Raw genomic sequence first — 26,057 nt, 5'->3', positions numbered from 1 at the left:
AGACACGTTTGCCCCCAATCGGTTGAATGGCGAGAGTCAGAAGATGGCGAGCTCGGCACCGGCTCGGGCGCCGTGCGTCGCACGGGTTTCACGGTTCAGCGCCGCGACGTCGACGATCAGTGCGACGCTGCCGTCGCCGAGGATGGTCGCCGCCGAGATGCCGTGCACCTTGCGGTAATTCGTTTCGAGGTTCTTCACGACCACCTGCTGCTGGCCGACCAGCTCGTCGATCAGCATCGCGAAGCGGCGCCCCTCGGTTTCCATGATCGTGACGATTCCCTGGGTCGGATCGGTGCGCGCGTCCTCGACCGAGAACACCTCGTGCAGCGCGACGAGCGGCAGGTATTCGCCGCGCACGCGCACCACGCGCTCGCCGTTGCCGACCGTGTAGATGTCGTCGTTCGACGGCTGCAGCGACTCCATCACGAAGTTCAGCGGCAGGATGAAGATCTCCGTGCCGACCTTCACCGACATCCCGTCGAGGATCGCGAGCGTGAGCGGCAGCACGATCCGCGTGGTCGTGCCGCGGCCGGCCTGCGAGCTGATCTCGACGTGGCCGCCCATCGACTGGATGTTGCGCTTCACGACGTCCATCCCGACGCCGCGGCCCGACACGTCGGTCACCGTCTCGGCGGTCGAGAAGCCCGGCGCGAAGATCAGTTGCCAGACTTCGTCGTCGCTGATGGTGTCGGGAATCTGCATGCCCTGCTTCGCGGCCTTCGCGAGAATCCGCTCGCGGTTCAGGCCGCCGCCGTCGTCGCTGACCTCGATCACGATGTTGCCGCCGTGATGCGCGGCCGACAGCACGAGCTGGCCGACCGCGTCCTTGCCGGCGGCGACGCGTTTGTCGACGGTCTCGATCCCGTGGTCGAGGCTGTTGCGCACGAGGTGGGTGAGCGGGTCGATGATCCGCTCGATCAGGCTCTTGTCGAGCTCGGTCGCCTGGCCGAACGTGACGAGCTCCACCTGCTTGCCGAGCTTGCCGGCCAGGTCGCGCACGAGGCGCGGGAAGCGGCTGAACACGTAGTCCATCGGCATCATGCGGATCGACATCACCGCTTCCTGCAGGTCGCGCGCGTTGCGTTCCAGTTGCGCCATCCCGTTGAAGAGGCGGTCGTGCAGCGCCGGATCGAACGCGCTCGCCGTTTCCGCGAGCATCGCCTGGGTGATCACGAGTTCGCCGACCAGGTTGATCAGCTGGTCGACCTTCTCGACGCCGACGCGGATCGAGCTGCCTTCGGCGCCCGATGCGGCGGCGGCCGGGCGCGGACGCTTGTCGTCGTGGTGGGCGGCGGCGTGAGCGGCCGGCGCGGCGGCTTCGGCGTGCGGTTGCGGGGCCGCTTGCGGCGCCAGTTGCGCGGCGGCGCCCGGCTGCGCCGGCGCTTGCGACGCGGCGGCGGCCGGCGCGGCACCGGCGGCTTGCGCGAATACCTCGACGCGCGCGGCCGGCTCCGGCGCGGCGGCCGGTTCGAGCGGGGCCGGCGCGGCGGCAGGCGCCGCCGGTGCGGCCGGCGCGGTGCCGCGTGCGATGCGGATCTGGCTGTCGTCGATCACGAAGCAGCACACGGCGACGATGTCGTCGGACGGCACGTCCGATTCGAGCCACAGCGTCAGGTCCGCGCCCGCTTCCTCGCGGCCGACGATCCGGCCGAGATTGCCGAGTTCCTCGGTGAGCAGCGCCTGGTCCTTCGCGTCGACGCCGACGAGCGTGATCTTCAGGTGCGGGCCGCCCGCGCCGGCGTCGTCCGCCGGATGCGCGGCCGCGACGGCCTGTTCGACCACGTGATCGGGCGCGCGGTCGTCGGCGACGGGCGCCGGCGCCGGTGCGGCCGCCTCGGCCGGCACCGCAGGCACGACGTCCGCGGCCGCGGGCGCACCCGCGCCGCTCTCGGCCTTCAGGCGTTCGAGCTTCGCGCAGATCGTCGCGGCAGCCGCCGCGTCCGGTTCCGCGCTGGCGCGATAGTCGACCAGCTGGTCGGACAGCACGTCCTTGGTCTCGAGGAACGCGTCGACCATTTCCTTGGTCAGCGTCAGCTCATGGTTGCGCGCGCGGTCGAGCAGCGACTCGAGGATGTGGGTCGTCTCGGTCAGCGCGGAAAAGCCGAAGGTCGCCGCGCCGCCCTTGATCGAATGCGCGGCGCGGAAGATCGCGGCCAGATCCTCGGGGTCGGGCGAGCCGACATCGAGGTTCAGCAGCAGCTGCTCCATCTGCGCGAGCAACTCGTCCGCTTCGTCGAAAAAGGTCTGGTAGAACTGCGTGATGTCGAGAGTCATGCCCGGTCACCGGTTGAATTCGTCGCGTACATGTCAGGAGGCGGTCTGCTCGGAGAGCGTCGCGACCAGGTCGATCAGCACGGCCGGGTCGATCGGCTTTTCGATCCAGCCGGTCGCGCCCGCGTCGCGCGCGGCGTCCTTGAAGGCATCGCTGCCTTCGGTGGTCAGCACGAGGATCGGCGTATCCGCGTATGCCGTCAGCTTGCGCAGCGAGGCGATCACCTCGAGCCCGTTCTTGCGCGGCATGTTCTGGTCGGTCAGCACCAGGTCGTACGGCACGGTGGCCGCCATGTCGAAGCCGGCTTCGCCGTCCGGCGCCACCGTCACGTCGTAGCCGGCCTGCGCCAGCGTCGCCTGCAGCAGCGCGCGCATGGTCGCCGAGTCGTCGATGGCGAGAATGGTTCGGATCATGTCTGTCTCGAAATCTGGGAAACGTCAGGGTTTCGGCGCCACGGCGACGGCGCTCGCGAGCGCCGGTCGCGCGGCCGGCGCCGGGCCGTCGAGCTGCTGGGCCAGCAGCTTCGAGCCCGCCGCGTCGGCCGACAGCGTCGTGGTCGTCGCGTCGTCGCGCATCAGCGCGTCTTCGGATTTGCGGTTCAGCACGATCACGCTGATCCGGCGGTTTTCCGGATCGAGCGGATCGGCCTTGTTCAGGTTCTGCGTCGACGCGAGGCCGAGCACGCGCAGCACCTTCGCCTCGTCCATGCCGCCCGCGATCAGCTCGCGGCGCGACGCGTTCGCGCGGTCGGCCGACAGCTCCCAGTTGCTGTAGCCGCCCTCGCCGCCCGCGTACGGCACCGCGTCGGTGTGGCCCTGGACGATGATCCGGTTCGGCACGTCGTTCAGCGTCTTGCCGATCTCGCGCAGGATGTCGCGCATGTACGGCTCGACGTGGTCGCTCGACATCGCGAACATCGGCCGCTTCTGCGTATCGACGATCTCGATGCGCAGCCCCATCAGCGTCGAATCGATGCGGATCTGCTGCTTGAACTGGCGCAGCGTCGGGTTCGCCTCGATCGCCGCCATCAGCTTGATCTGCAGGTCGTGCAGGCGCGTCTGCTCGAGCCGGTCCTGCGCGCCCTGCGCCTGCGAGCGCGTCTTGTCGTCGCCGGCCTTCGCGACGCGGTCGGCGAGCGACGTCGTGCCGTCGGTGCGGCGCAGCGAGCCGGCGTCGAGGCTCGACAGGTCGCGACCGCCGCCGTTGATGATGCTCGAGTCCTGCGAGCTGCGATCGCCGCTGCCGAACAGCGCGGCCTTCAGCGGCGTGTTGAAGTACTCGGCGATTCCCTTCAGCTGCACCGGCGTGACCGAGCTCAGCAGCCACATCAGCAGGAAGAACGCCATCATCGCGGTCATGAAGTCCGCATAGGCGAGCTTCCATGCGCCGCCGTGGTGGCCCTTCTTCTGCGGGGCCACCCGTTTCACGACGATCGCGCGATCCTTGTTCTTGCTCATCGAACGCTCCGCGTCACTTCGCCTTCACGCGGCGCACGTGCTCTTCGAGCTCGGTGAACGACGGCCGCTCGGTCGAGAACAGCACCTTGCGGCCGAATTCGACCGCGATCGCCGGCGCATAGCCGTTCAGGCTCGCGAGGATCGTCACCTTGATGCACTGGAACATCTTGGTCGACTCGGCCACGCGCTGCTCCGCGAGGCTCGCGAGCGGCCCGATCAGCCCGTACGACAGCAGGATCCCGAGGAACGTGCCGACCAGCGCCTGCGCGATCATCGCGCCGAGCACCGCGGGCGGCTTGTCGGCGGATGCCATCGTGTGGACGACGCCCATCACGGCCGCGACGATCCCGAACGCCGGCATCGCGTCGCCGACGCGCATCAGCGCGTGGGCCGGGCCCTCGCCTTCGGCGTGGTGCGTCTCGATCTCCTCGTCCATCAGGCTCTCGATCTCGAACGCGTTCATGTTGCCGCCGACCATCAGGCGCAGGTAATCGGTCAGGAATTCGACGATGTGGCGATCGGCGAGGATCTTCGGGTATTGCGTGAAGATCGGGCTCTTGTCCGGATCGTCGATGTCGGCCTCGAGCGTCAGCGTGCCTTCCTTGCGCGCTTTGGCGAGCAGCACGTACAGGAGCGCCATCAGCTCCATATAGACGTCCTTGGTGTACTTCGAGCCCTTGAAGAGCGTCGGCAGCACACGCAGCGTCCCCTTGATGGTCTTCATGCCGTTGCCGAGGATGAACGCGCCGACGCCCGCGCCCGCGATCATCAGGATCTCGACCGGCTGGATCAATGCGCCCAGATGCCCGCCTGCCAGCGCGTAACCGCCGAAGACGGACAACAGCGTCACGAGTGTTCCCACGATAATCAGCACTGCCTGTCCCTCACGAATGACCGGCGGGGAGACCGCCGTTAATCAGGTTTACGGCAGTCGGCAGGAAAACTTTCGCGGCCGCGCCGCGGCGGCGCGGCGGTGTTTACCAGCAAGCGCCGGCCGGTTCGCGCGGCGCGCGGCGGCCGTCCGGCGTCCGCTCGCGCCCCGCCCGAAGGCGCTCAGGCCGCGGCAGCGGACAGCTCGGCGCGCGCGGCGGCTGCCTTGCGGGTCTTGCCCGCGCGCGACGGCGGCTGGCAGAGGCCGCACACGAAACCTTGATGCGGATCATGCGCATGCGCGACGAAGTGGCCGCCGCAACGCGTGCACGGGGTCATCTGCAGCATCCCCGAGTCGAAGAAGCGCACCAGCGTCCACGCGCGCGTGAGGCTCAGCGCGGCCTCGTCGCCGGACAGGTTCACGTGCTCCAGATAGAGCCGGTACGCCTTCACGATCGACTGGATCGGCTCGCAGCGGCCGTGATCCTGCATGAACCGGTAGATGTTGTAGAACAGCGACGAGTGGATGTTCGGCTGCCACGTCATGAACCAGTCGGTCGAGAACGGCAGCATCCCCTTCGGCGGCGACGCGCCCTTCAGCTCCTTGTACAGCTTGATCAGGCGATCGCGCGACAGGCTCGTTTCCGCCTCCAGCAGCTGCAGCCGGGCGCCCAGTTCGATCAGTTCGATGGCGAGGGTGATTTCCTTCACCTCGATCACGACGCTTTTGCTTGCCATGGTGAATAACCGTCCGCTTGACGTTGTTCGGATGAGTGGCCAAAGCGCCGCCGGCCGGCGCGGCGCGCCGGGACGAACGCAAGGCGGGAAGGATCAGCGGACGCTTTCGACCGGCTGGCCGGCCATCAGGATGGCCGAATGCGCGTGCGTGACGACGTCGCTGCGCCCCTTGTCGGCGAGCGACGACAGCAACGCGTGATCGTCGAAGCGGAAGCGGCACAACATCTGGTTCGATGCGGCGAGCTTCACGGTCTGGGCGAGCGTGAGGTTCGCGAGCACGTCGGCCAGTTCCTGGGACACGCCCATGCGGAACATGCCCATCGCTTTGTCTTCCCGCAGCAGGCGCTGCGCGAGGAGGAGGTACGACAGGTTGACCTCTTTGATCTCACTGAGCATTTCGCTGGTGGCGCTCATGATTCCCCCGTTAAGAGCTTTGCTTTGGCCTTTCATGTTATGAAAACGTTTGCTCGATCAGGCCGCGCTGGGCGCACCGTCGGCACGTTTATAGTCTTACAGGGCGAATTTTGGCTAAACGGGATTTATGTCGGTATCAGCGAAGTGGCGTATGCCGCGCAGGATTTGTCTGTAAACCGTGTAGGAATTTTTCCGACAAAGCGAATTGAAAGGGAACAAACGGCGGGGCGAGTGACGCGCGAATTCGTCGACGATGCGGTACCGCATGGGACAAATCCGGCTGGAGGCCTTCCGACAAGGCTGCCGGAAAGTGAATCGGTAAAAATTATAGTGGTTTTTCACGATAGCGCAACAATTCTCGTTGCCATATCGCTTTATGTTTCCGCACCCTTTTTATCGGGGTTTTCGCGTATTTCATGGTGTAACAAGCCTTAAGTGTTTGAAAAAACACTCGAACCCCTGAAGGCGATATCGATAATGGACTCCAATGGGCGGCGGCGGGAGCCGTGCCGGCCCGCCCCGCAGCTTGCCGCCCGGCCTCCCGCGCACCGCGCCCCGGACCGGGCCACGTACCGCAGAGCGCGTGCGTCGGCGAGTTCCGCAACCCTGCATCGGACCAGCATGCGCATTCGAGCGCCCCGCGCTGGTCGACACCGGAGAACGCCCATGCGTATTGCCCAGATCGCGCCGCTTTACGAAGCTGTCCCGCCGAAACTCTATGGCGGCACCGAGCGTGTCGTGTCCTACCTCACCGAGGCGCTCGTCGAGCTTGGTCACGACGTGACGCTGTTCGCGAGCGGCGACTCCGTCACGTCCGCCCGTCTCGAGGCGGCATGGCCGCGCGCACTGCGGCTCGACCCGTCGATCCGCGACTCGATGGCGCCCCATATGCGCCTGATCGAACAGGTCGCCCGTGTCGCGCACGAATTCGACGTGCTGCACTTCCACCTCGACTACATGCCGTTCTCGCTGATGTCGCGTCTCGATACGCCTTACGTGACGACGCTGCACGGCCGCCTCGACCTGCCGGAGCTGCAGCCGGTGTTCGACGCCTTCCCGGACGCGCCGGTCGTGTCGATCTCGAACAACCAGCGCAAGCCGCTGCCGCAGGCCGCGTGGGCCGGCACCGTGTATCACGGGCTGCCCGACACGCTGCTCACGCCGCAACCGCACGTGAAGCCCGAATACCTCGCGTTCCTCGGCCGGATCTGCCCCGAAAAGCGGGTCGACACCGCGATCCGGATCGCCGCGCAAAGCGGGCTGCCGCTGAAGATCGCCGCGAAGGTCGACAAGGCCGACGCCGATTACTTCAAGGAAGTGATCGAGCCGCTGCTCGGCGAGGCGCACGTCGAATTCATCGGCGAGATCAACGAGGCGCAGAAGCCGGCGTTCCTGTCCGGCGCGAAGGCGCTGCTGTTCCCGATCGACTGGCCGGAGCCGTTCGGCCTGGTGATGATCGAGGCGATGGCCTGCGGCACGCCGGTCGTCGCGTTCAACCGCGGCTCGGTGCCGGAAGTGATCGAGGACGGCGTGACCGGCTTCATCGTCGAGGACGTGCAGGGCGCCGTCGGCGCTCTGCACCGGATCGACAGCCTGTCGCGCGACGCGATCCGCGCACGTTTCGATACGCGCTTCAGCTCGAAAGCGATGGCGCGGCGTTATGTCGAAACTTACGAATCGCTTTGCACGGCGGAAAAACGGCCGGTCTTGCGTCAGGTCGCGGGCGCCTGACGCCGAAATTCGTCAGGAAATATCCGGTGAAATTCGCGCCGAAATCGGCGTGAAAATCCCGAAAACGCCAAAGAGCCGCATCGTCGATGCGGCTCTTTCTTTTTGCGCGGTCATTCGATCAGGAAACGATCGCGGTTTTTCCCGACGATCCAATTCGGCGGCTTGCCGCGCCCGCTCCAGGTTGCGCCCGACTTCGGGTCGCGGTATTTCGGGGGCAGCGGCGCCTTTTTCGGCGGACGGCCGCGCCGCGCGCGCTCCGCGAAGCCCAGGTCCTCGGCCGTCAGGCCATATTCGGCAATCATCCGCTGGACGTCGGCGATCACCGTCGCCACTTCCTGGCGACGCACGTCGTCCGCCTGGGCCTGCAACTCGGCGATCTGCGCCTTGAGTTTCGCGTATTGAGACATTTTTCGACTCCCCTTTTCCATGATGCGGCTCCAGCGAGTCCGGCCGGAACGCCAACATCCGTTACGTCATCGTACTGCCGCCCTGCTCTTCGAATTTAATGCCGTCATCTTTAACCGATTCGTCGATATCGAGAATGCGGACTTATTCTAATAAAAGCCATTCGCCCGCCATTCAAATTTAACAATCGTTGACCCTCGCGAAGCCGATTCATTTCCTATAATCCAGACCAATTCCGGGCGTCGGAATAAAACTCCGGTCGCCCGTTTGTCTTCAACCCACTTGAACGAGGTCCTTACATGAATCTTTCTCAGCGTCTGGCTGCAGAGGTATTCGGCACGTTCTGGCTGGTGCTCGGCGGGTGCGGAAGCGCCGTGCTGGCCGCCGCCTTTCCGGGCCTCGGCATCGGCTTTGCCGGCGTCGCACTCGCCTTCGGCCTGACCGTGCTGACGATGGCATTCGCGATCGGCCATATTTCGGGCTGCCACCTGAATCCGGCGGTGAGCGTCGGCCTGACGGTCGCCGGACGCTTCCCGGCGCGCGATCTCGCGCCGTACATCGTTGCGCAGGTGGTCGGCGCCACGCTGGGTGCGTTCGTGCTGTACCTGATCGCGACCGGCAAGCCGGGCTTCGACGTCGTCGGCAGCGGCTTTGCGACGAACGGCTTCGGCGAGCGCTCGCCCGGCCATTACTCGCTCGGCGCGGCGTTCATCTGCGAAGTCGTGATGACGGCCTTCTTCCTGTTCGTGATTCTCGGCGCCACCGACAAGCGCGCGCCGGCCGGCTTCGCGCCGATCGCGATCGGCCTGTGCCTGACGTTGATTCACCTGATCTCCATCCCCGTCACCAACACGTCGGTGAACCCGGCCCGCTCGACCGGCCCGGCGCTGTTCGTGGGCGGCGAGGCGATCGGCCAGCTGTGGCTGTTCTGGGTCGCGCCGATCATCGGTGCGGCAATCGCGGGGATTGTCTATCCGCTCATCGCGGGGCGCGACGATGCCGTCGGCCTCCTGCCCGCATCCGCTCGCACCAACGAATAAAACGCTACGGGGTCACGCGAGCAGAGCAGCGAGCCTCACGCTGTCGAACAACATAGAGGCAGGTAATTTGGACGGGCGCCGCTGGCGCCCGTTTTTCATGGCCGCTCAGGAAGCGGCGACGCCGTCGAGGGTGTCCTCGAGCGCGAACAGCGTGCGCAGGTGGCGGGCGACGCCCGCGTCGAAGTTGTTGCCGATCCGCGGGATGTGCGGCAGATGCGCGACCAGGTCGGGGTTCGCGTTGTTCATCATGAACGCGTGACCGGCGGTTTCGAGCAGGTCGATGTCGTTCATGTTGTCGCCGAACGCGATGCAGTGGCCGGCGTCGACGCCGAGCCGCGCGAGCACCGCACGCAGCGCGCGACCCTTCGACACGTTGGCGGTCATCACTTCGAGACAGTCGGGCAGCGAATACGTGACGTACAGCGCATCGCCGAACCGCACGCGCATCTGCTCGGCGACCACCGCCAGATCGGCCGGCTCGCCGATGTACAGCACCTTCGCGATATCGGCGCCGTCGTGCGCGGACATGTCGATCACGTCGTAGCGGAATCCCGAATCCTGGTGGAATTCGAGCAGGTGCGGCGCGTCGCGGTCGATCAGCCAGCCGCGGTCGGTGAACAGGTTGACGATCACGCGCCCGTGCGCGCCGGTCACGCCCGGCTGCACGAGGCCGCGAACGATCGCGGGATCGATGTCCTGCGCGTGGATCGCCGTGTCGTCCGGCGCATGCACGCGCGCGCCGTTCGACGTGATCAGGTACGGCCGGATGCCCAGCACGTCGCGGATGCCGGCGACGTCCGCATAGTGGCGCCCCGTCGCGATCACGAATTGCAGGCCGTCGTGGTCGAGCCGGCGGACGGTCTCGATCGTGTACGGATCGAGCTGGTGGTCGCTGTTCAGCAGGGTGCCGTCGAGATCGGTGGCGATGACTTTGTACATGGGGACGGGTGAATGGCGCGCAGGACGCTGCGGAACCGCCATTTTAACGTCGTGCCCGCGGGGCCGCCGGGCGGTTGGGGAACGAGCCGGTTTCGGGCCGTTCGGCCTGCCCGGCCCACTCACCACTCACCTCACGCCGCCCATTTGAACCGCTCACCCCGCTTCGGCTGCCCTCAATGCCTGCAACGCAAGCCGCAACGCGCCGTGCGCGGAATCGTCGAGCGGCGCGCGCAGCCGGGCCGCGTGGCGCGCCGGCACGGCCGGCGCCAGCGCGTCGGCCAGCCCGCCGCACAGCGCGACCGGCAGCGCCTGCCGCGGATCGAGCGCGTCGATCATCTTGCCGATCTCTTCGCCGGCCTGCGCGATCAGTGCCGCCGCGCAAGGATGGTCGCGGTGCGCGAACACGATCGGCGCGAGGCGCGCGTAGATCGTCTGGTTCGCATCGCACGACCACTGGACGAGCGCGTCGCGATCGTGCACACCCGTTTCCGCGAGCAGCGCGCCGGCGAACGCGTCGCGCGGCACGCGGCCGTCGAGCGCCTGCTGCGCGTATGCAAGCGCGCGCATGCCGAGCCACGCGCCGCTCGCCTCGTCGCCGGACGGAAAACCGAAGCCGCCCGCGATGCGGCAGTCGCCCGCCGCGTCGAGCGCCGCCGCGATGCTGCCCGTGCCGAGTGCGACGATGAGCCCCGGCGCGCCGCCGTGCGCGCCGACGACGGTCGTATACGCGTCGCTCTCGATCGCGAGCGCGTCGAGCGGCGCCTGCGCACGGAACGCGGCGAGCCACGCGGCGTTGTTGACGCCCGCGAGCCCGCAACCGAGCGCGCATTGCGACCAGTCGAACGCGAGCCCGGCCCGCGTGAAGGCGTCGGCGCAGGCCGCGCCGATCGATGCCCACGCGCGCTCGATGCCGAGGCCGAGCCCCGACGGGCCGCCGCGCCCCTGCGCGAGCTCGCGCCCGTGCCGGTCGGCCAGTACCGCACGGGTGCCGGTGCCGCCGCCGTCGATGCCGATCGCAAAAAGTAGTGCCGTCATGCGTTGATCCTGCTGATTCGAACAGGCGCCAAGCTTAACCGGATCGGCGCCGCGCGCCCATCTGCCGTTCGGCCAGCTATGCCGCGAATGGGCCTTCCGCTATGCTGGCACGATCGAATCGACTCTGGAACGAGGCTGACGATGTCGCAGCGGTGCAACTGGGTAAGGACGGAAGCGGATGCTCACTATCACGATACCGAGTGGGGCGTGCCGTCGCATGACGATCGCCATCTGTTCGAAATGCTGATTCTGGAAGGCGCGCAGGCGGGGCTGTCGTGGTCGACGATCCTGAACAAGCGCGCCGGCTATCGCGAGGCGTTCGCCGAGTTCGATGTCGACGCGGTCGCGCGCTTCACGCCGAAGCGCATCGAGAAGCTGCTCGAAAATCCGGGCATCGTGCGCAATCGCGCGAAGGTGGAATCCGCGGTGACCAATGCGCGGGCCGTGCAGCGCATTCGCGACGACCACGGGTCGCTCGCGCAATTCCTGTGGTCGTTCGTCGACCATACGCCGGTGCAGAACGCGTGGCAGTCGTATCGCGACGCGCCCGCATCGACCGCCGAGTCCGATGCGCTCAGCAAGGCGCTGAAGGAATACGGCTGCAAGTTCGTCGGCTCGACGATCTGCTACGCGCTGATGCAGGCAACCGGGATGGTCAACGACCACGAGACCGGCTGCCCGTGTCACGCCAAATGCGCGGCGCTCGGCGGCAAGCAGCAGCCGGCGCGGCGCCGCAAGGCAGGCTGACGGCGACGCAGCCCCGCCCGGCGGGCTGGGTCGGTGCATCGATACGTCATCGCGTCGTGCGCGGCTCGCACGCACGCGCTGCGTTTCTTCAAACAGATGCCGATCGCGTCACGCCGACGCCGAGCGTCGCGATGACGACTTCGGAACGAACCCCGCGGCAACCCGAAACCGCCCGGCAATCCGTCGAACCCGCCGCGTCGCCATCAGGCGGCGCCCCGCCAAGGCTTGATTCCCGAGATCGAAGCCGTTTTTTCCGGCCCGAAAAGCGAAACGGCGGAGCGGCTTCTTTCGAAGCACGCTCCGCCGTTTCGCGGCGAACCGTAGATGCTCTTAGTGGAGCTTCTTCGGCAGCATCTGGCTGCGCAGGCGCTTGTGCAGGCGCTTGACGGCTGCTGCCTTCTTGCGCTTGCGGACTGCGGTCGGCTTTTCGTAGGACTGGCGTTCGCGCAGTTCAGCGATCAGGCCATTTTTTTCGATAGCACGGCGAAAGCGGCGAATCGCCACTTCGAACGGCTCGTTTTCTTTCAGAAGAATCGTCGTCATGTCGTTCCTAAATTGCTTAAACGGTCAAAAACGTAGCGGCCAAGCGCCACGCACCGGCCATCCGGGCGTCCCCACAACAGGCGAAACGAGCGGAAATACGGCCTCGGAGGCCGGAAAAGAGAGGCACAAAGCACCGCGAGTACGCTTCACAAGCCGCGTGCAGCGCCGCGTTTGACTGCCAGCAAGAGTGCCGGGACGGCACAGGCTTGACAGAAAATCTCAATTCAGCCCGCCATCATATCAGGAAATCACAGACAAAACTATCCTTTTGTCGATCCCGGTTCGCCGCCCCGCGCGGCGCGGCCGCATAAACCGTCCAACGAGACCGTCGCGCAACCCCGCCGAAATCGCTGCCAGCCATACCAGGCGCGGACTTCGCGGCAGCGGCATGCTTCCGTCCCGATTTTCCTCACACATCCCTCTAAAGTTTTCGCCGGGTGCCGCCGTCAACCAGGAAAGGCGGGCAGCGCCACTCGCGATAAAGCGCAACGCCGAAAACGAACCTGATCCTGTCTGTACTCAGGCATTTTCCAAAACGAGGAAGCAAATGCTGAACATCAACACCAACATCCTTTCGCTGTCGACGCAGACGAACCTGTCGGGCTCGCAAAACGCGCTGTCGCAAGCGATCAACCGCCTGTCGTCGGGCAAGCGCGTGAACAGCGCAGCAGACGACGCAGCGGGCCTCGCAATCGCGACGACCCAGACGGCCGCGATCAACGCGCTGAACCAAGGCGTGTCGAACGCGAACAACGGCATCTCGATGGTCCAGACGACCGCCGGCGCGCTTCAGTCGATCGTCGACAACCTGCAACGTATCCGCCAGCTGGCAGTTGAAGCAGGCGACGGCTCGCTCGACTCCAACGCACGTGCAAACCTGCAGTCGGAAGTCTCGACCCGTCTGACGGAAATCTCGCGCGTCGCAACGCAAACGACGTTCAACGGTCAATCCGTCCTGCAAGGCCTGGGCACGGTCAGCTTCCAGATCGGCGCAATCAACGGCCAGACGATCGCAGCGAACTTCGGCTCGCAGAGCTGGGACTCGGCAAACCTCGGCCTCTCCGCGCTGACGGTTTCGAGCGTCACGGATTCGCAAGCCGCGATGGGCTCGATCGACGCAGTGCTGACGAAGGTCAACACGTTCCAGGCAACGCTCGGCGCAACGCAGAACACGTTCCAGTCGGCCATCACGAACACGCAAACGCAATCGACCAACATGTCGGCAGCCCGTTCGCAGATCACCGACGCGGACTTCGCGACGGAAACGGCGAACCTGAGCAAGGCGCAAGTGCTGCAGCAAGCAGGTATCTCGGTGCTGGCACAAGCGAACTCGCTGCCGCAGCAAGTCCTGAAGCTCCTGGGTTAATACCCCACGACCGGCGGCGCGCGTCTCGCGACGCGCCGTCCGCCGGCACGGGCGCCGCGACCTGGGTCCGGCGCCCGCGCCTTTTCATCGCGCACCCGGGAGGCTCACCTCCCGTTGCGCGCTTGTTCGACACCGACGCGCGATTCGCCCGAACCTGTCCGGCGATGCGGACCGGAGCACCCGAATGACCTCGACGACCACCACCACCACGTCCTCCAGCGACCTGAACACCGCGCTCCAGCAGGCTGCGCAGTCCCTCATAAGCGGCTCGACGAAGTCGTCGCTTGACGTCAATTCGCTCGTCTCCGCGCTCGTCACCGCGAAGACCGCCGCGCAAACGACCGCACTCGCGAACAAGCAAACGTCCGACAACACCGAACTGTCCGCGATCGGGCAGATCAAGTCGCAGCTCGCGGCGCTGCAAACGGCGCTGAAGGGCCTCACCGACGGCACGGCGCTGTCGGCACTGACCGCGACGGCCAGCGGCTCCGGCCTCACCGCCACCACCGCGAGCGGCGCGGCGGCCGGCACGTACGCGGTGAAAGTCAACGCGGTCGCGACCGCCAACTCGATTTCTTCGCCGGCGCTCACATCGTCCGACACGATCGGCAGCGGCACGCTGACCGTCGGCGTCGGCACCGGCTCGATGCAGCTGTCGGTCTCGTCGACCGATACGCTCGCGACGATCGCCGCGAACATCAACAAGGCCTCGAACAACCCGGGCGTGACGGCCACGGTGATCAACGCGTCCGACGGCCAGCACCTGGTGCTCTCGTCGAACAACACGGGGGCGGCGAACACGGTGTCGATCACCGCGGGCGCCGGCCTGAACAGCAAGCTCGACTCGACGCAGTCGACCTACAACACGGTGACGCCCGCCGCGGACGCCAACATCACGATCGCCGGCAGCACCGTGACGAGCGCGACGAACCAGATCTCCAACGCGCTGACCGGCGTCACGCTCAACCTGACGGCCGCCGCGGTCAACACGACGCAGACGCTCACGATCGCGCAGGACACGACCGGCATCACGACGGCGATCAACAATTTCGCGAAGGCGTACTCGACCTTCGTCACGACGGCATCGAGCCTGTCGTCGTACACGACCACGTCGTCGGGCTCGACGGCCGGCCCGCTGCTCGGCGACGCGATGCTGAACTCGATCACGAACGGCCTCGCGACCGCGCTCAGCGGCGGCGTCACGTCGGGCGGCAAGACCTACAGCCTGTCGTCGATCGGCATCAACCTGAACACCGACGGCACGCTGACGGTCGACAGCACGAAGCTGCAGACCGCACTCACGACCAACGGCTCGGCCGTCTCGGCGATCTTCAACTCGACGAACGGCGTCGGGGTCGCGCTGAACAACTTCGCGAATTCGTACTCGCAGACGGGCGGCCTGATCGACCAGCGCACGGCCTCGCTGAACAAGGACCTGTCGAATCTGCAGGATCAGGCGACGCAGTTGAAGAACTACCAGGACTCGCTCACGGCGCAGTACAACGCGCAGTTCACCGCGCTCAACACGCTGATGACGAAGATGCAGAACAACCAGCAGTACCTGACGCAGCTGTTCGGCGGTGCGAGCAGCGCCGGCACGCTCGCCACCAACAAGTGACGGACCGGCACCCGGCCGCCGCCCACGAGGACTACTCGCCATGGAACACACTTCGCTGACACGCGCGCTGGCGCTCACGCACGCGCTCGCGGACGCCGTCTCGCACGACGCATGGGAGCGCGCCGCCGCGCTCGTGGACGAACGCGCGACGCTGCTGATGTCGCTCGACGCGGACCAGACGCCGGATGCGCTCGCGATCGTCCGCGAGATCCAGCGGCTCGACGCGATCATCACCGAACAGGCGAAGGCCGGCCGCGAACGGCTGATGACGAATCATCGGCTGGCGCTGCAGCGCATCGACGCGGCATCGCGTTATCAATCGACCGGGATGCTCGGCTGAACCGCACCGACGTGTAACGAACGAGAACAACAACGACGCCCGCGAGGGCGCACTCCTCGAAGAGCCGCAGCGATGCGGCTTCTTTTTTTGGGAATGTCCGCATGCGGCGCAGCGCCTGACCGGCCGCGGCCGTTACCGCGCCGGCGCGTCGTCCGGGGCGCCGGCGAGCCACGCGCCCCACATGCCGTGGAACGCGTCCTCGAGGTGGCGGGCGAACCGCTTCGCGTCGCCGAGCGGCGAACGCTGCATCTGCTGACGCAACCCGGCACGCATCGCCGCGAGCTCGCCGCGATCGCGGGAGAACGCGACGGCCTTCGCGATGTAGTCCGCTTCGTCGCTCGCGATCCAGTCGCCGAGACCGGCCGCATGCAGCAGGCTCTCGCAGATATGCGTGACGAACCGCTCTCCCTTCATCCCGAGCACCGGCACGCCCATCCACAGCGACTCGGCCGTCGTCGTGCCGCCCGGGTACGGAAACGGGCTCAGCATCACGTCCGCGCGGTTGTACGCAGCGAAGTACGCGTCGCGCGACGAGCCCTGCTCGAGGATCAGGCGGTCGGCGTCGATGCCGTGCGCCGCGAAGCGCGCGCGCGTCGCATCGCAGATGTCCTCGACCGCGAGTTCATACGCCTTGAGCAGCAGCTTCGCGCCCGGCACGGTGTGCAGCAGGCGCGACCAGACGCGCACCACGTCGTCGGTCACCTTCACGAGCTTGCCGAAGCAACCGAACGTGATGTGCCCGTTGCGCAGCATCGGCAGCGGGCCGACCTGCACGTCGTACGGCGGCGGCGTGAAGCACAGGTAGCTGTCCGGCAGCCGCCACGGCCGCTCGACGAAGTGCGCTTCCTCGGCGGCCGGCAGCACGTGCGCATCGCCGAGGAAATAGTCCATCTCCGCGATGCCGGTCGACGCGAAAAAGCCGAGCCAGCTCACCTGGATCGGCGCCGGCTTCCACGCAAAGGCAGGCAGCCGGTTGTGCGCCGTATGCCCGGCCAGATCGACGAGCACGTCGATCCGCTCGTCGTGGATGCGTCGGGCCGTCTGCTCCGTCCCGAGATCCGTGATGCGATGCCAGCCGTCGAAATGCGGCTTCAGCCGCGCGGTGTAGTCGTCCTCGGTGTCGAACGTCGTGAACGCGACCAGTTCGAGCCGCGACCGATCGAGATGCGCGACCACGCTTTCGAGAAAGATGCCGACCGGGTGCCGCCGGAAATCGCCCGACACGAAGCCGACACGCAACCTGCGCCCGTTCAGCGGCGCCGGCCGGTGCCGCCACGGCTGCGCGTGCATCGACATGCGCGCGCCGAACACGCGCGCATCCGCCAGATACGCTTCGGGGTCGAAGCTGGTCTGGCCCGCGAGGCAAAACAGCAGCGACGTGTAGGTGCCCGGATTGTCGGGATCGCACTCCAGCGCACGGCGATAGCACCGGATCGCCGCGTCGACGTCGCCGGTCTTGCGCAGCACGTCCGCGAGATGCGCATGCCGGCGCGCGGTGCCGGGTTCGAGTGCGACGGCGGCCTGCGCGCTTTCCAGCGCCTCATGGACGCGCCGCGCCTGGCACAGCGCGATCGACAGGTTCTGGTGAATGTCCGCCGAATCCGGATCGAATTCGAGCGCATGGCGGTACTGCACGATCGCGTCGTCGACGCGGTCCAGCCAGTAATACGCGTGGGCCAGGTTCACATAGCCTTCCGCGCGGCGCGGATCCAGCTCGATGGCCCGCTTGCCGGCCTCGACGGACTCCTCGATCCGGTTCTGGCTCTTCAGCGCCCGGCTCAGGTTGAGGTGTGCGTCGACGTCGCCGCCGGACAGTTCGACAACCCGTTCGAAATGCTCGATCGCTTCGTCGTTCCGGCCCGCTTCACGCAGCGCGCTGCCGAGACAGTTGTGGACCTGCGGGTCCAGCGGATCGAGTTCGACCGCCCGACGCAGCGTCGCGATGGATTCGTCGAGGTCGCCGCGTGCGAGCAGCGCGGTGCCGAGATTGCCGTGCACGATCGCCCGGCCCGGGTTCAGCGCGACGGCCGCGCGGTAGCTGTCCACCGCCGCGTCGAACTTGCGCTGCGTCGTCAGCACGTTGCCGAGATTGTTGTACGCGTCCGCGTAGCGCGGGTCGTGCTCGATCGCCTTGCCGTATGCGAGCACCGCCGCATCCGCCTGCCCCAGATCCTTCAGCGCGTTGCCCAGGTTGTTGTATGCCTGCGCATAGTCCGGCCGCAGCGCGATCGCCTGCGCGCAGTGCTGCATCGACGCATCCGGCTGCCGCGCCTCGCGCAGCGCATCGCCCAGGTTGTTGTGCGCTTCCGCGTAGTCCGGCTGTCGCTGCACCGCTTCGCGGTACTGAGCGATCGCATCGTCGAGCCGGCCTCGCTCGCGCAGCGCGTTGCCGAGGTTGTTGTGGTAGATCGCGCTCGGATACGCGTCGATCGAGCGGCGCATCAGCGCGATCCCTTCCTCCGGCTGCCCTGCCTGACAGGTCAGCAGCCCGAGGAAATGCAGCGCGTCCGGATGCGCGGGCTCGTGCGCGAGCAGCTGCTCGTAGCCCGCCTTCGCGTCGCCCAGCCGGCCCGCCTGGTGATGCGCCAGTGCGGCGCCGAGAATGTCCGTGGTCTGTTGCATGTCGTCGTTTCGTCGTTCGCGCGCCGCCCTGCCGGGCGGCTCAATTCCGTTCGTCGCCCGCTGCGGCCCGCTCGTCGGCGCCGGCGTTCGTCCTGTCCATCCACATCCCGTGAAACGCCTCCTCGAGATGTTTCGCGAAGCGCGGCGCGTCGCACAGCGGCGACGCGAGCAGCCGCGCGCGCAATGCCTGCCGCAGCGCCCCGAGCCGCTGCGGATCGGCCGCGGCGGCCACGGCCTTCGCGACGTAGTCGTCTTCGTCCTGTGCGATCCAGTCGCCGAGGCCGACCGTCTGCAGCACGCTCTCGCAGATGTGCGTGACGAACCGCTCGCCCTTCATCCCGAGCACCGGCACGCCCATCCACAGCGACTCGGCCGTGGTCGTGCCGCCCGGGTACGGAAACGGACTCAGCATCATGTCGACGCGCCGATAGGCCGTCAGGTAATCGGCGCGCGGCGAGCGGCCTTCCATCACCAGCCGGCTCGCGTCGATCCCGTGGCGGGCGAACCGCTCGACCGTCCGGCGCACCGCATGCGCGCCGTCGAGCTCGCCCGCCTTCAGGAACAGCCGCGCGCCCGGCACCGCGGCAAGCACCCGCGACCACACGCGCACGACCGCATCGTTCATCTTCCCGAGCTTGCCGAAATAGCCGAACGTCGTCACACCGTTCTCGCGTTGCGGCAACGGACCGACGTCGAGCGCCGGATGCGGCGGCGTGAAGCACAGATAGCTGTCGGGCAGCCGCCACGGCCGCTCGACGAAATGCGCTTCCTCGTCGGCCGGCAGCACGTGCCGGTCGCCCAGCACGTAGTCGATCGCGCGCAGCCCCGTCGACGCGAAGAAGCCGATCCACGTGACCTGCACCGGCGCGGGCTTCCATGCGAACACGCCGAGCCGGTTTAGCGCCGTGTGGCCCGACAGGTCGACGAGGACGTCGATGTCATCCGCACGAATCCGCTGCGCCGCCTGTTCGTCCGACAGGTCGAGAAGCGGATGCCACGCATCGAAATACGGTTTCAGGCGCGCGGTCGTGTCGTCTTCCGCCGCCGACGTCGGATAGGCGATCAATTCGAGCCGGTGTCGATCGAGATGCGCCAGCACGCCTTCGAGGAAAATGCCGACCGGATGCGTCACCAGGTCGCCCGACACCCAGCCGATGCGCAGTCGTCCGCCCGACGGGCGCGAGCCGGTGTCGGCATGCGCGAGCGGCCGTGCATCGGCTTCGACGTGTTCGCCGAAATGCCGCGCGGCCCGGCGCGTCTCTTCCTGGTCGATCGACGGATGCGTGGCGAGCGCGAAGATCAGCCGGTCGTGCAGGACCGGATTCGTCACGTCGAGCTCGACCGCGCGGCGGTAATGCGCGAGTTCGCCATCCACATCGCCGAGCATGCCGAGCACGTCGCCGAGCGTCATGTGCGTGGGCGCCGCGCGGTCGTTCAATGCGAGCGCCGCGCGCGCGTGATGCAGCGCGTCGTCGGCACGGTTCTGCTTCAGCAGCACCATCGCGCAGCGATGATGCGCGTCGACGTCGTTCGCATCGAGTTCGGTCGCGGCCCGGTAGCACATGACGGACGCGTCGTACTTGCCCAGATCGTGATACATGTCGCCGAGCATGCGGTAGGCGGGACCGTGATCGGGCGCCAACTCGAGCGCACGCGTCATGCACTCGGCCGCACGCGCCGTCTGCCGCCGGCGGTACAGCACCTCCGCGAGGCCCGCGTGCGCGTCGGCGCGCAACGGCGACAGTTCCGCGGCGCGCTCGAAATGCTCGATCGCCGCGTCGGCCTGCCCTGCGTTGCGCAACGCGGTACCGAGATCGACACGCGCCTGCGCGTCGGCGGGCGCCAGTTCGACGAGATGGCGCAAGGTCGCGATCGCCTCGTCGCGGTCGCCGCGCGCAAGCAGCGCCGCGCCGAGATTGCGGTGCGCGATCGGGCTGGCCGGGGCCAGCGCGACGGCCGCGCGATAGCTGTCCACCGCCGCGTCGAATTTGCGCTGCGTCGTCAGCACGTTGCCGAGATTGTTGTACGCATCGGCGTAGCGCGGGTCATGCTCGATCGCCTTGCCGTATGCGAGCACCGCCGCATCCGCCTGCCCCAGATCCTTCAGCGCGTTGCCCAGGTTGTTGTACGCCTGCGCATAGTCCGGCCGCAGCGCGATCGCCTGCGCGCAGTGCTGCATCGACGCATCCGGCTGCCGCGCCTCGCGCAACGCGTCGCCCAGGTTGTTGTGCGCTTCCGCGTAGTCCGGCTGTCGCTGCACCGCTTCGCGGTACTGAGCGATCGCATCGTCGAGCCGGCCTCGCTCGCGCAGCGCGTTGCCCAGGTTGTTGTGATAGATCGCGCTCGGATACGCGTCGATCGAGCGGCGCATCAGCGCGATCCCTTCCTCGGGCTGCCCTGCCTGACAGGTCAGCAGCCCGAGGAAATGCAGCGCGTCCGGATGCGCGGGCTCGCGCGCGAGCAGCTGCTCGTAGCCCGCCTTCGCGTCGCCCAGCCGGCCCGCCTGGTGATGCGCCAGTGCGGCGCCGAGAATGTCCGTGGTCTGTTGCATGTCGTCGTTGCGTCGTTCGCGCGCGGTCCGGTCGATGAGTCAGTCGATCGGGCGGGCGATGTCGCCGGCCCGGTCCGCGCGACGGGCCCACATTCCGTGGAACGCGTCCTCGAGATGCCGCGCGAAGCGCGGCGCATTGCACAGCGGCGACGCGATCAACTGCATGCGCAGGCCGGTCCGCAGCAGCCGCAGTTGCGCCGGATCGGTCGCGAAGGCCGCGGCCTTCGCGACGTAGTCGTCTTCGTCGCGCGCGACCCAATCGGCCAGACCGACCGTCTGCAACAGGCTTTCGCAGATGTGCGTGACGAACCGGTCGCCCCGGATGCCGAGCACGGGCACACCCATCCACAACGCATCGGCGGTCGTCGTGCCGCCCGAATACGGGAACGGGCTCAGCATCACGTCGACGCGACGGTACGACGCCAGGTATTCGCCGCGCGGCGCATTCGGCTCGAGCAGCAGCCGCGCCGGATCGATGCCGTGCTGCGCGAACCGCTCGCGCGTGCGGCGCACCGCGTACGCGCCGGCCAGCTCGCTCGCCTTGAGCAGCAGCCGCGACCGCGGCACCGCCGCGAGCACCCGCGACCAGACGCGCACGACCGCGTCGCTCATCTTCCCGAGCTTGCCGAAATAGCCGAACGTCACCGCGCCGCCGGCCAGTTGCGGCAGCGGGCCCGGCACGATCGCATCGCGCGGCGGCGTGTAGCACAGGTAGCTGTCGGGCAGGCGCCACGGCCGCTCGACGAAATGCGCTTCCTCGTCGGCCGGCAGCACGTGGCGATCGCCCAGCACGTAATCGATCGCGTCGAGCCCGGTGGTCGCGACATAGCCGATCCACGACACCTGCACCGGCGCCGGCTTCCACGCGAACAGCGCGAGCCGGTTGAAGATCGTGTGGCCCGCCGCGTCGATCAGGATGTCGATCGCATCGTCGCGAATCCGCCGGGCCGCGGCCTCGTCGCTCAGCGCGGCGAGGCTCGTCCAGCCCGCGAACAGCGGGCGCAGCCGCTGTGTCAGGTCGTCCTCGACATCGCGGGTGGGATACGCGACGAACACCACGCGCGTGCGATCGGTCGCGCGCAGCACGCTTTCGAGGAAATAGCCGACCGGGTGATGCTTCAGGTCGCCCGATACGATGCCGACCCGCAGCGGTCTCGCGCCGTCGGCCGTCGGCCACGAGCGGTACGGCACCGCTCGCGCGGCGGCCTGCGCGCCGTAATGCCGCGCGGCATCGAAATGAACGTGCGGCGCGGCGGCCGCGCTGTAATTCAACGCGAACAGCAGGTTGTCGTGCGGCTCGAGCAGATCCGGCCGCAACGCGATCGCGGCGCGGTAGCCTTCAAGCGCGGCCTCCAGTTCGCCCGCATCGAGCATCGCGTTCGCGAGATTGTTGTAGGCCTGCGCGTGGTCGGGCCGCAGCCGGATCGCCGTGCCCAGCGCCTCCACCGCGCCTTCGCAATCCTTCAGCGTGCGCAACGCGTTGCCGAGGTTGTTGTACGCGTCCGCATCGTCCGGCTGCAGCGCGAGCGCCTGCCGGAAGCACTCGGCCGCCGCCGCGGGCCGGTTGTGCGCGGCCATCACGGTGCCCAGGTTGTAGTAATAGCGTGCCTGCGGATCGCGCCGGATCGCGTCCGCGATCGCCGCGACCGCGCCGTCGAAATCGCCTCGGCGAAACGCGACCAGCCCGTGCACGTGCAGCGCCTCGGCCCGCTCGGGCTCGCGCTGCCGCACCTGCCGGCACAGACGCTCGGCGGCGTCGAGCCGGCCCGCTTCGTAATGGTCCAGCGCGGACGCGAGCAGTGCCTCGACTGGCGTGTCCGCGCCGGACGGATATCCGCGTTCGAGGAGGTTTTCGTTCATAGGCGGGGCTTCCGCTGGGTCCGCTGGGTCTGCGATAGGCATGGATGACGAACCGGCCGCCCGGGCGACTGCCCCGGACGATGCCCGGACGGCGCTTCCGGCGTGCCACAACCGGCGCCCCCCGCCGTCAGGCCGGAGGGCGCCGGGTCGCATGAAAGGCAGGCGCGGACACGCCGGCGCGTCGGCGCCGACGGCAGGAAACTCGCGGATATTGTCGCGACGTTCGCTGTGTTTCGAAGGGACGATCAGTCGAGCAAAACACCCGTAATTCGTCGCATCGCGAGGCGGGGTGGCATCTCGGGGGCGGTCTGGCGACTCGGCGCTCGGCGGCCGGCACAGGCGCGGACCGTGCGATACCGGCACGATGCGCGCGAGCGCGTGGCAGGCGTGTTGCCGGCCGAGCGTTGCCGGTGTACAGACAATCCCGTTCGAGTCCCCTAGGCTGAAGCGTGCTCCTATGGGCGGGACATGCGGCCGAAGGCCCCGCCGCGCCCCTCTTCGTGTCGCCGCCAGCGCGCCGGTATGCATCGTTCCATTGCGCCGAGGATACGCAAGATGCCTCGCTTCATCGGCCTCGCAGAGGGCTTCTCCACCAGAACGTGCACCAGCAGCGCAGCCCCTATCGCTGCAGCAACAACACCCCAAAACATCACGACCCGGTCGACAGCCGAACCGACGTCATTGAACAGCATGTAGCCGACGTTCTGGTGGATCAAATACAGCGGATAGCTGACCGCACCGAACCAAACCCATCGTGAGCTGGTGAGTATCGGCGTGCGGCGCAACGCCAGCACAAGCATCACAACGAAGAACGAGGTCATCACGGCCGCGACGACCGCCGGATTCAGAGGCTTCCCGAAGTTCTCGCTGAAGTGCGGCAGGAGCTGGAATTCGTGATAAAGCGACAGAGCCCACGCGGCGCAGACGAGCGCGATGCGCGATCGCGACGAGCCGTATGCACGGATTAGAAAGCACGCGGCGCCGGCGATGAAGAAGCCTGCATAGTCCGTCACCAAGAAGCCCTTGAGCTTGATGAACGGGAACAGCTCGACGAGCACCGTACCAATCAGCCACACATACAGCCAACGCTCGGCCCGATGGATCTGGCCGATGATGAGCAGAATGCCGACCAGGCGGTAGAACCGCAATTCCGCGCCTAGCGACCAGTACGCGCCGTCGATCGGATCGGCGCCGAAGCCACCGCCGAGCGTCACCAGGTTCACCAGGTATTGCGGCCACGTCGCGGTGAATCGATCGCCGCCTATCGCGAGCGTCACGAAAAAGGTGATCGTGCAGCAGACCCAGAACGCAGGTAGCAGGCGGGATGCGCGTGACGCGATGAAGCGCTTGATGCTTCCGTCGCCCGCCGTCATCAGGATCACAAAGCCGCTGATCATAAAAAACAGGTGCACGCCCAGAAATCCATACTGCGCGACCGGCTCGAGCGCCGGATAGTGCATGGTCGTCAAGTCGTCGCCGGCGTAGCCTCGAAAGGCATAGTGAAAGAACACAACAGCGATGGCGGCAAGGAAGCGGAGCAGGTCAAGCTCGGGAATTCGGGAAAACTTCACGGTCGAATCTTGTTGGAATTGAGAACGCGTCGGCCCGACGCTCACGCAAACACCGACCATCTCCACACACCGCTTGCGCGGTCGGCTGGCACCTGGAGGGCAGGCTCTTACGGCATGAAGCCGGTGCTGCGTGAGCGGCGATTATGGCCGAACCGCCGAAAGCAGGCGACGAGGTGTAGAGACCGCATAACCAGGGCGCATAAAAATGCACCCAAGATTCGGCTCGCCGATCGCCGCGCGGCCCGCGCTGCCCGGCCCTGTGCTGCCAGTGCGTGCATAAAGACCACTCGTTCTGGTGGGCAGGTGGGGCGGAGGCACAACTGCGCGCGCCGCGTCGGAATCGTCTTCCTCCGGTGCCGATCGGGTCCCAAGAATGCGCCCCACGCGCGTGTGCTGCGCCATATAGTCCGCGTAGGGGGTCACCACAAAGGCCGGCGCTCCGTCCGGCCCGTTGATGATTTGGATGTTAGTACGCGCGTTCATTGCGTTTCTTTCGCGGATGATCACCTGAGTCTGACGATCCGGCGCCTCCGAGTACGAACACCACGGCTGGTAACGTTGAACGAGTGCATCACAGTCGCACGCAGGCCGCCGAGCTGCACGTCGCCGCCGGCTGACTGTAATTTCACTGAAGTGGGAGAAACCGCTGAAGTAGCGAAACCGCTGAAAGCCTGATCAGGCTTTTTGGCGCGCCCGGCTGGGATCGAACCAGCAACCCCTGCCTTCGGAGGGCAGTACTCTATCCATTGAGCTACGGGCGCGTGTGACAGTGAAACGACCCCAATAAACCGGCCGCCCACCATTGGCAAGACGGCAAGGATACCCGGTTTCCCATGAAGCGTCCACCTTGCCCGCAGAATCCTCGTCAGGCCCCCATTCGTGCGGGTAAACACGCGCCTTCGCGCCGCTCGCCGTGATGTAAACGTTCCGTCTATAATCGTCCGTGCTTCATTGGACTGCCATTTTGCCGTTGCACCGCGCTCACAATTCCTATTCACGGAGACGAGGCAAGCATGAGCGAAGCACCCCACGAATCTCCCGTCAAAACCCCCGGGCAGCTGATTGCCGTCGTCATCGCATCATTTGCGATTCCGATCGCCCTGATCGTCCTGTTTGCCACCTATGCCAACCACGCGTTCCGCTCGGGCGCCGGCACGGACGCGCTATCGGACGAACAGGTCGCCGCGCGGATCGCTCCGCTCGCGAAGGTCGACGTGAAGGACGCCAACGCGCCCCGCACGTACAAGACCGGCGAGGAAGTCTACAAGGCCGTGTGCGTGACGTGTCATGGCACGGGCGCCGCCGGCGCGCCGAAGTTCGGCAACAAGGACGACTGGGCGCCGCGCATCTCGCAAGGCTTCGACACGCTGCTCAAGACGGCGCTGTCGGGCAAGGGCGCGATGCCGCCGCGTGGCGGCACGAATCCCGACGACGTCAGCGACTATGAAATCGCGCGCGCGATCGTCTACATGGCGAACAACGACGGCGCGAACTTCCCCGAGCCGGCCGCCCCGGCCGCCAATGCGGCGCCGGCGGCGAGCGGCGCGGCGGGTGCGGCAGGCGCGTCGGGCGCCGACGCGTCGAACGCGCAAGCCGCCGCTGCAATGGCCGCGATCGCCGCGATTCCGAAGGCAGGCGAAAAACCCGCGGCCGCGCCGGCCAGCGCCGACGCCGCATCGGCCGGCAAGGCGCTGTATACGCAGGTCTGCCAGGCGTGTCACGCGGCCGGCGTGCTCGGCGCGCCGAAGTTCGGCAGCAAGGAGGATTGGGCGCCGCGCCTGAAGGACTCGATGGATACCGTCTACAACTACGCGCTGCACGGCAAGGGCGCGATGCCGCCGAAGGGCGGGTCGAGCGCGTCCGACGCAGACGTGAAGGCGGCCGTCGACTATATGGTCAACGCGTCGAAGTAACGCCTGCCGGCCAGAAAAAACCCCC

At 67.1% G+C, this 26,057-nt stretch carries 22 protein-coding genes and 1 tRNA gene; 8 read left to right on the top strand and 15 right to left on the bottom strand.

What is annotated here, in order from left to right:
- Positions 1–36 precede the first annotated feature (36 nt).
- From cheA to flhD, 6 genes are all read right to left on the bottom strand, one after another.
- Positions 37–2,274: a chemotaxis protein CheA gene (cheA, locus tag WS46_RS20270; protein ID WP_059691531.1), complete on the bottom strand. Its 2,238-nt coding sequence runs from the start codon at positions 2,272–2,274 to the stop codon at positions 37–39.
- 33 nt (positions 2,275–2,307) lie between these two features.
- The gene (locus WS46_RS20265; protein WP_059533493.1) at positions 2,308–2,685 is read right to left on the bottom strand and encodes a response regulator; all 378 of its coding nucleotides are present in this window, start codon (positions 2,683–2,685) and stop codon (positions 2,308–2,310) included.
- A gap of 24 nt (positions 2,686–2,709) precedes the next feature.
- Positions 2,710–3,729 (bottom strand): flagellar motor protein MotB, encoded by a 1,020-nt coding sequence (gene motB / locus WS46_RS20260; protein ID WP_059533495.1) that lies wholly within the window; start codon positions 3,727–3,729, stop codon positions 2,710–2,712.
- A 13-nt stretch (positions 3,730–3,742) separates the two neighbouring features.
- Positions 3,743–4,603, bottom strand: coding sequence for a flagellar motor stator protein MotA (gene motA / locus WS46_RS20255; protein WP_059452624.1), 861 nt, complete (start codon positions 4,601–4,603; stop codon positions 3,743–3,745).
- Positions 4,604–4,782: 179 nt separating this feature from the next.
- Complete coding sequence (gene flhC, locus WS46_RS20250; protein ID WP_059452623.1) at positions 4,783–5,337, bottom strand: flagellar transcriptional regulator FlhC; 555 nt, start codon at positions 5,335–5,337, stop codon at positions 4,783–4,785.
- A 93-nt stretch (positions 5,338–5,430) separates the two neighbouring features.
- Entirely contained in the window at positions 5,431–5,751 is a 321-nt protein-coding gene (gene flhD / locus WS46_RS20245) for a flagellar transcriptional regulator FlhD (protein WP_014895554.1), read from the bottom strand.
- Between the two features lie 39 nt (positions 5,752–5,790).
- Between flhD and WS46_RS35530 the strand changes: the two genes are divergently transcribed.
- Together WS46_RS35530 and WS46_RS20240 are read left to right on the top strand one after the other, a co-directional pair.
- A complete protein-coding gene (locus tag WS46_RS35530) occupies positions 5,791–6,186 on the top strand; it encodes a hypothetical protein (RefSeq protein WP_156443162.1) in 396 nt (131 codons plus the stop codon).
- Positions 6,187–6,417: 231 nt separating this feature from the next.
- On the top strand, positions 6,418–7,482 hold the full coding sequence (locus tag WS46_RS20240; protein WP_059691530.1) for a glycosyltransferase family 4 protein: 1,065 nt from the start codon (positions 6,418–6,420) through the stop codon (positions 7,480–7,482).
- Positions 7,483–7,592: 110 nt separating this feature from the next.
- Here the strand turns inward: WS46_RS20240 and WS46_RS20235 are convergent, their stop codons facing one another.
- Positions 7,593–7,889 (bottom strand): H-NS histone family protein, encoded by a 297-nt coding sequence (locus tag WS46_RS20235; protein WP_059533499.1) that lies wholly within the window; start codon positions 7,887–7,889, stop codon positions 7,593–7,595.
- Between the two features lie 297 nt (positions 7,890–8,186).
- On the opposite strand from WS46_RS20235, the gene aqpZ reads away from it, so the two are divergent.
- A complete protein-coding gene (aqpZ, locus tag WS46_RS20230) occupies positions 8,187–8,927 on the top strand; it encodes an aquaporin Z (RefSeq protein WP_059533501.1) in 741 nt (246 codons plus the stop codon).
- Between the two features lie 105 nt (positions 8,928–9,032).
- On the opposite strand, the gene WS46_RS20225 is transcribed toward aqpZ, so the two are convergent.
- Positions 9,033–9,866, bottom strand: coding sequence for a Cof-type HAD-IIB family hydrolase (locus WS46_RS20225; RefSeq protein WP_059691529.1), 834 nt, complete (start codon positions 9,864–9,866; stop codon positions 9,033–9,035).
- 153 nt (positions 9,867–10,019) lie between these two features.
- The gene (locus WS46_RS20220; RefSeq protein WP_059691528.1) at positions 10,020–10,901 is read right to left on the bottom strand and encodes a BadF/BadG/BcrA/BcrD ATPase family protein; all 882 of its coding nucleotides are present in this window, start codon (positions 10,899–10,901) and stop codon (positions 10,020–10,022) included.
- Positions 10,902–11,042: 141 nt separating this feature from the next.
- Between WS46_RS20220 and WS46_RS20215 the strand changes: the two genes are divergently transcribed.
- A complete protein-coding gene (locus WS46_RS20215) occupies positions 11,043–11,648 on the top strand; it encodes a DNA-3-methyladenine glycosylase I (RefSeq protein ID WP_059533507.1) in 606 nt (201 codons plus the stop codon).
- Between the two features lie 330 nt (positions 11,649–11,978).
- Here WS46_RS20215 and rpsU read toward each other — a convergent pair whose 3' ends face one another.
- A complete protein-coding gene (gene rpsU, locus WS46_RS20210; protein WP_006401410.1) occupies positions 11,979–12,191 on the bottom strand; it encodes a 30S ribosomal protein S21 in 213 nt (70 codons plus the stop codon).
- 547 nt (positions 12,192–12,738) lie between these two features.
- On the opposite strand from rpsU, the gene WS46_RS20205 reads away from it, so the two are divergent.
- The 3 genes from WS46_RS20205 to WS46_RS20195 all read left to right on the top strand — a co-directional run bounded on the left by WS46_RS20205 (position 12,739) and on the right by WS46_RS20195 (position 15,515).
- Positions 12,739–13,557: a flagellin domain-containing protein gene (locus tag WS46_RS20205; RefSeq protein WP_059508662.1), complete on the top strand. Its 819-nt coding sequence runs from the start codon at positions 12,739–12,741 to the stop codon at positions 13,555–13,557.
- A gap of 184 nt (positions 13,558–13,741) precedes the next feature.
- A complete protein-coding gene (fliD, locus tag WS46_RS20200) occupies positions 13,742–15,175 on the top strand; it encodes a flagellar filament capping protein FliD (protein ID WP_059691527.1) in 1,434 nt (477 codons plus the stop codon).
- A 40-nt stretch (positions 15,176–15,215) separates the two neighbouring features.
- On the top strand, positions 15,216–15,515 hold the full coding sequence (locus WS46_RS20195) for a flagellar protein FliT (protein WP_059533511.1): 300 nt from the start codon (positions 15,216–15,218) through the stop codon (positions 15,513–15,515).
- 132 nt (positions 15,516–15,647) lie between these two features.
- On the opposite strand, the gene WS46_RS20190 is transcribed toward WS46_RS20195, so the two are convergent.
- The 5 genes from WS46_RS20190 to WS46_RS20170 form a co-directional block, all read right to left on the bottom strand.
- Positions 15,648–18,137 carry a tetratricopeptide repeat protein gene (locus WS46_RS20190; protein WP_059691526.1) on the bottom strand — a complete coding sequence of 830 codons (2,490 nt, stop codon included), beginning with the start codon at positions 18,135–18,137 and terminating at the stop codon, positions 15,648–15,650.
- Between the two features lie 40 nt (positions 18,138–18,177).
- Positions 18,178–20,688: a tetratricopeptide repeat protein gene (locus WS46_RS20185; RefSeq protein WP_059691525.1), complete on the bottom strand. Its 2,511-nt coding sequence runs from the start codon at positions 20,686–20,688 to the stop codon at positions 18,178–18,180.
- A 39-nt stretch (positions 20,689–20,727) separates the two neighbouring features.
- Positions 20,728–22,548 (bottom strand): glycosyltransferase family 41 protein, encoded by a 1,821-nt coding sequence (locus WS46_RS20180; protein WP_059691524.1) that lies wholly within the window; start codon positions 22,546–22,548, stop codon positions 20,728–20,730.
- 455 nt (positions 22,549–23,003) lie between these two features.
- Positions 23,004–24,119: an acyltransferase gene (locus WS46_RS34300; RefSeq protein WP_257130019.1), complete on the bottom strand. Its 1,116-nt coding sequence runs from the start codon at positions 24,117–24,119 to the stop codon at positions 23,004–23,006.
- A gap of 685 nt (positions 24,120–24,804) precedes the next feature.
- A tRNA-Arg gene (locus WS46_RS20170) sits at positions 24,805–24,880 on the bottom strand.
- 252 nt (positions 24,881–25,132) lie between these two features.
- Between WS46_RS20170 and WS46_RS20165 the strand changes: the two genes are divergently transcribed.
- On the top strand, positions 25,133–26,032 hold the full coding sequence (locus WS46_RS20165) for a cytochrome c5 family protein (protein WP_059531098.1): 900 nt from the start codon (positions 25,133–25,135) through the stop codon (positions 26,030–26,032).
- Positions 26,033–26,057 lie beyond the last annotated feature (25 nt).

This window comes from Burkholderia sp. RF4-BP95 (assembly GCF_001521985.1).
GTDB lineage: Bacteria > Pseudomonadota > Gammaproteobacteria > Burkholderiales > Burkholderiaceae > Burkholderia > Burkholderia diffusa.
The sequence above is the reverse complement of the archived record's forward strand: the minus strand, read 5'-3'. Positions and strand labels throughout refer to the sequence as shown.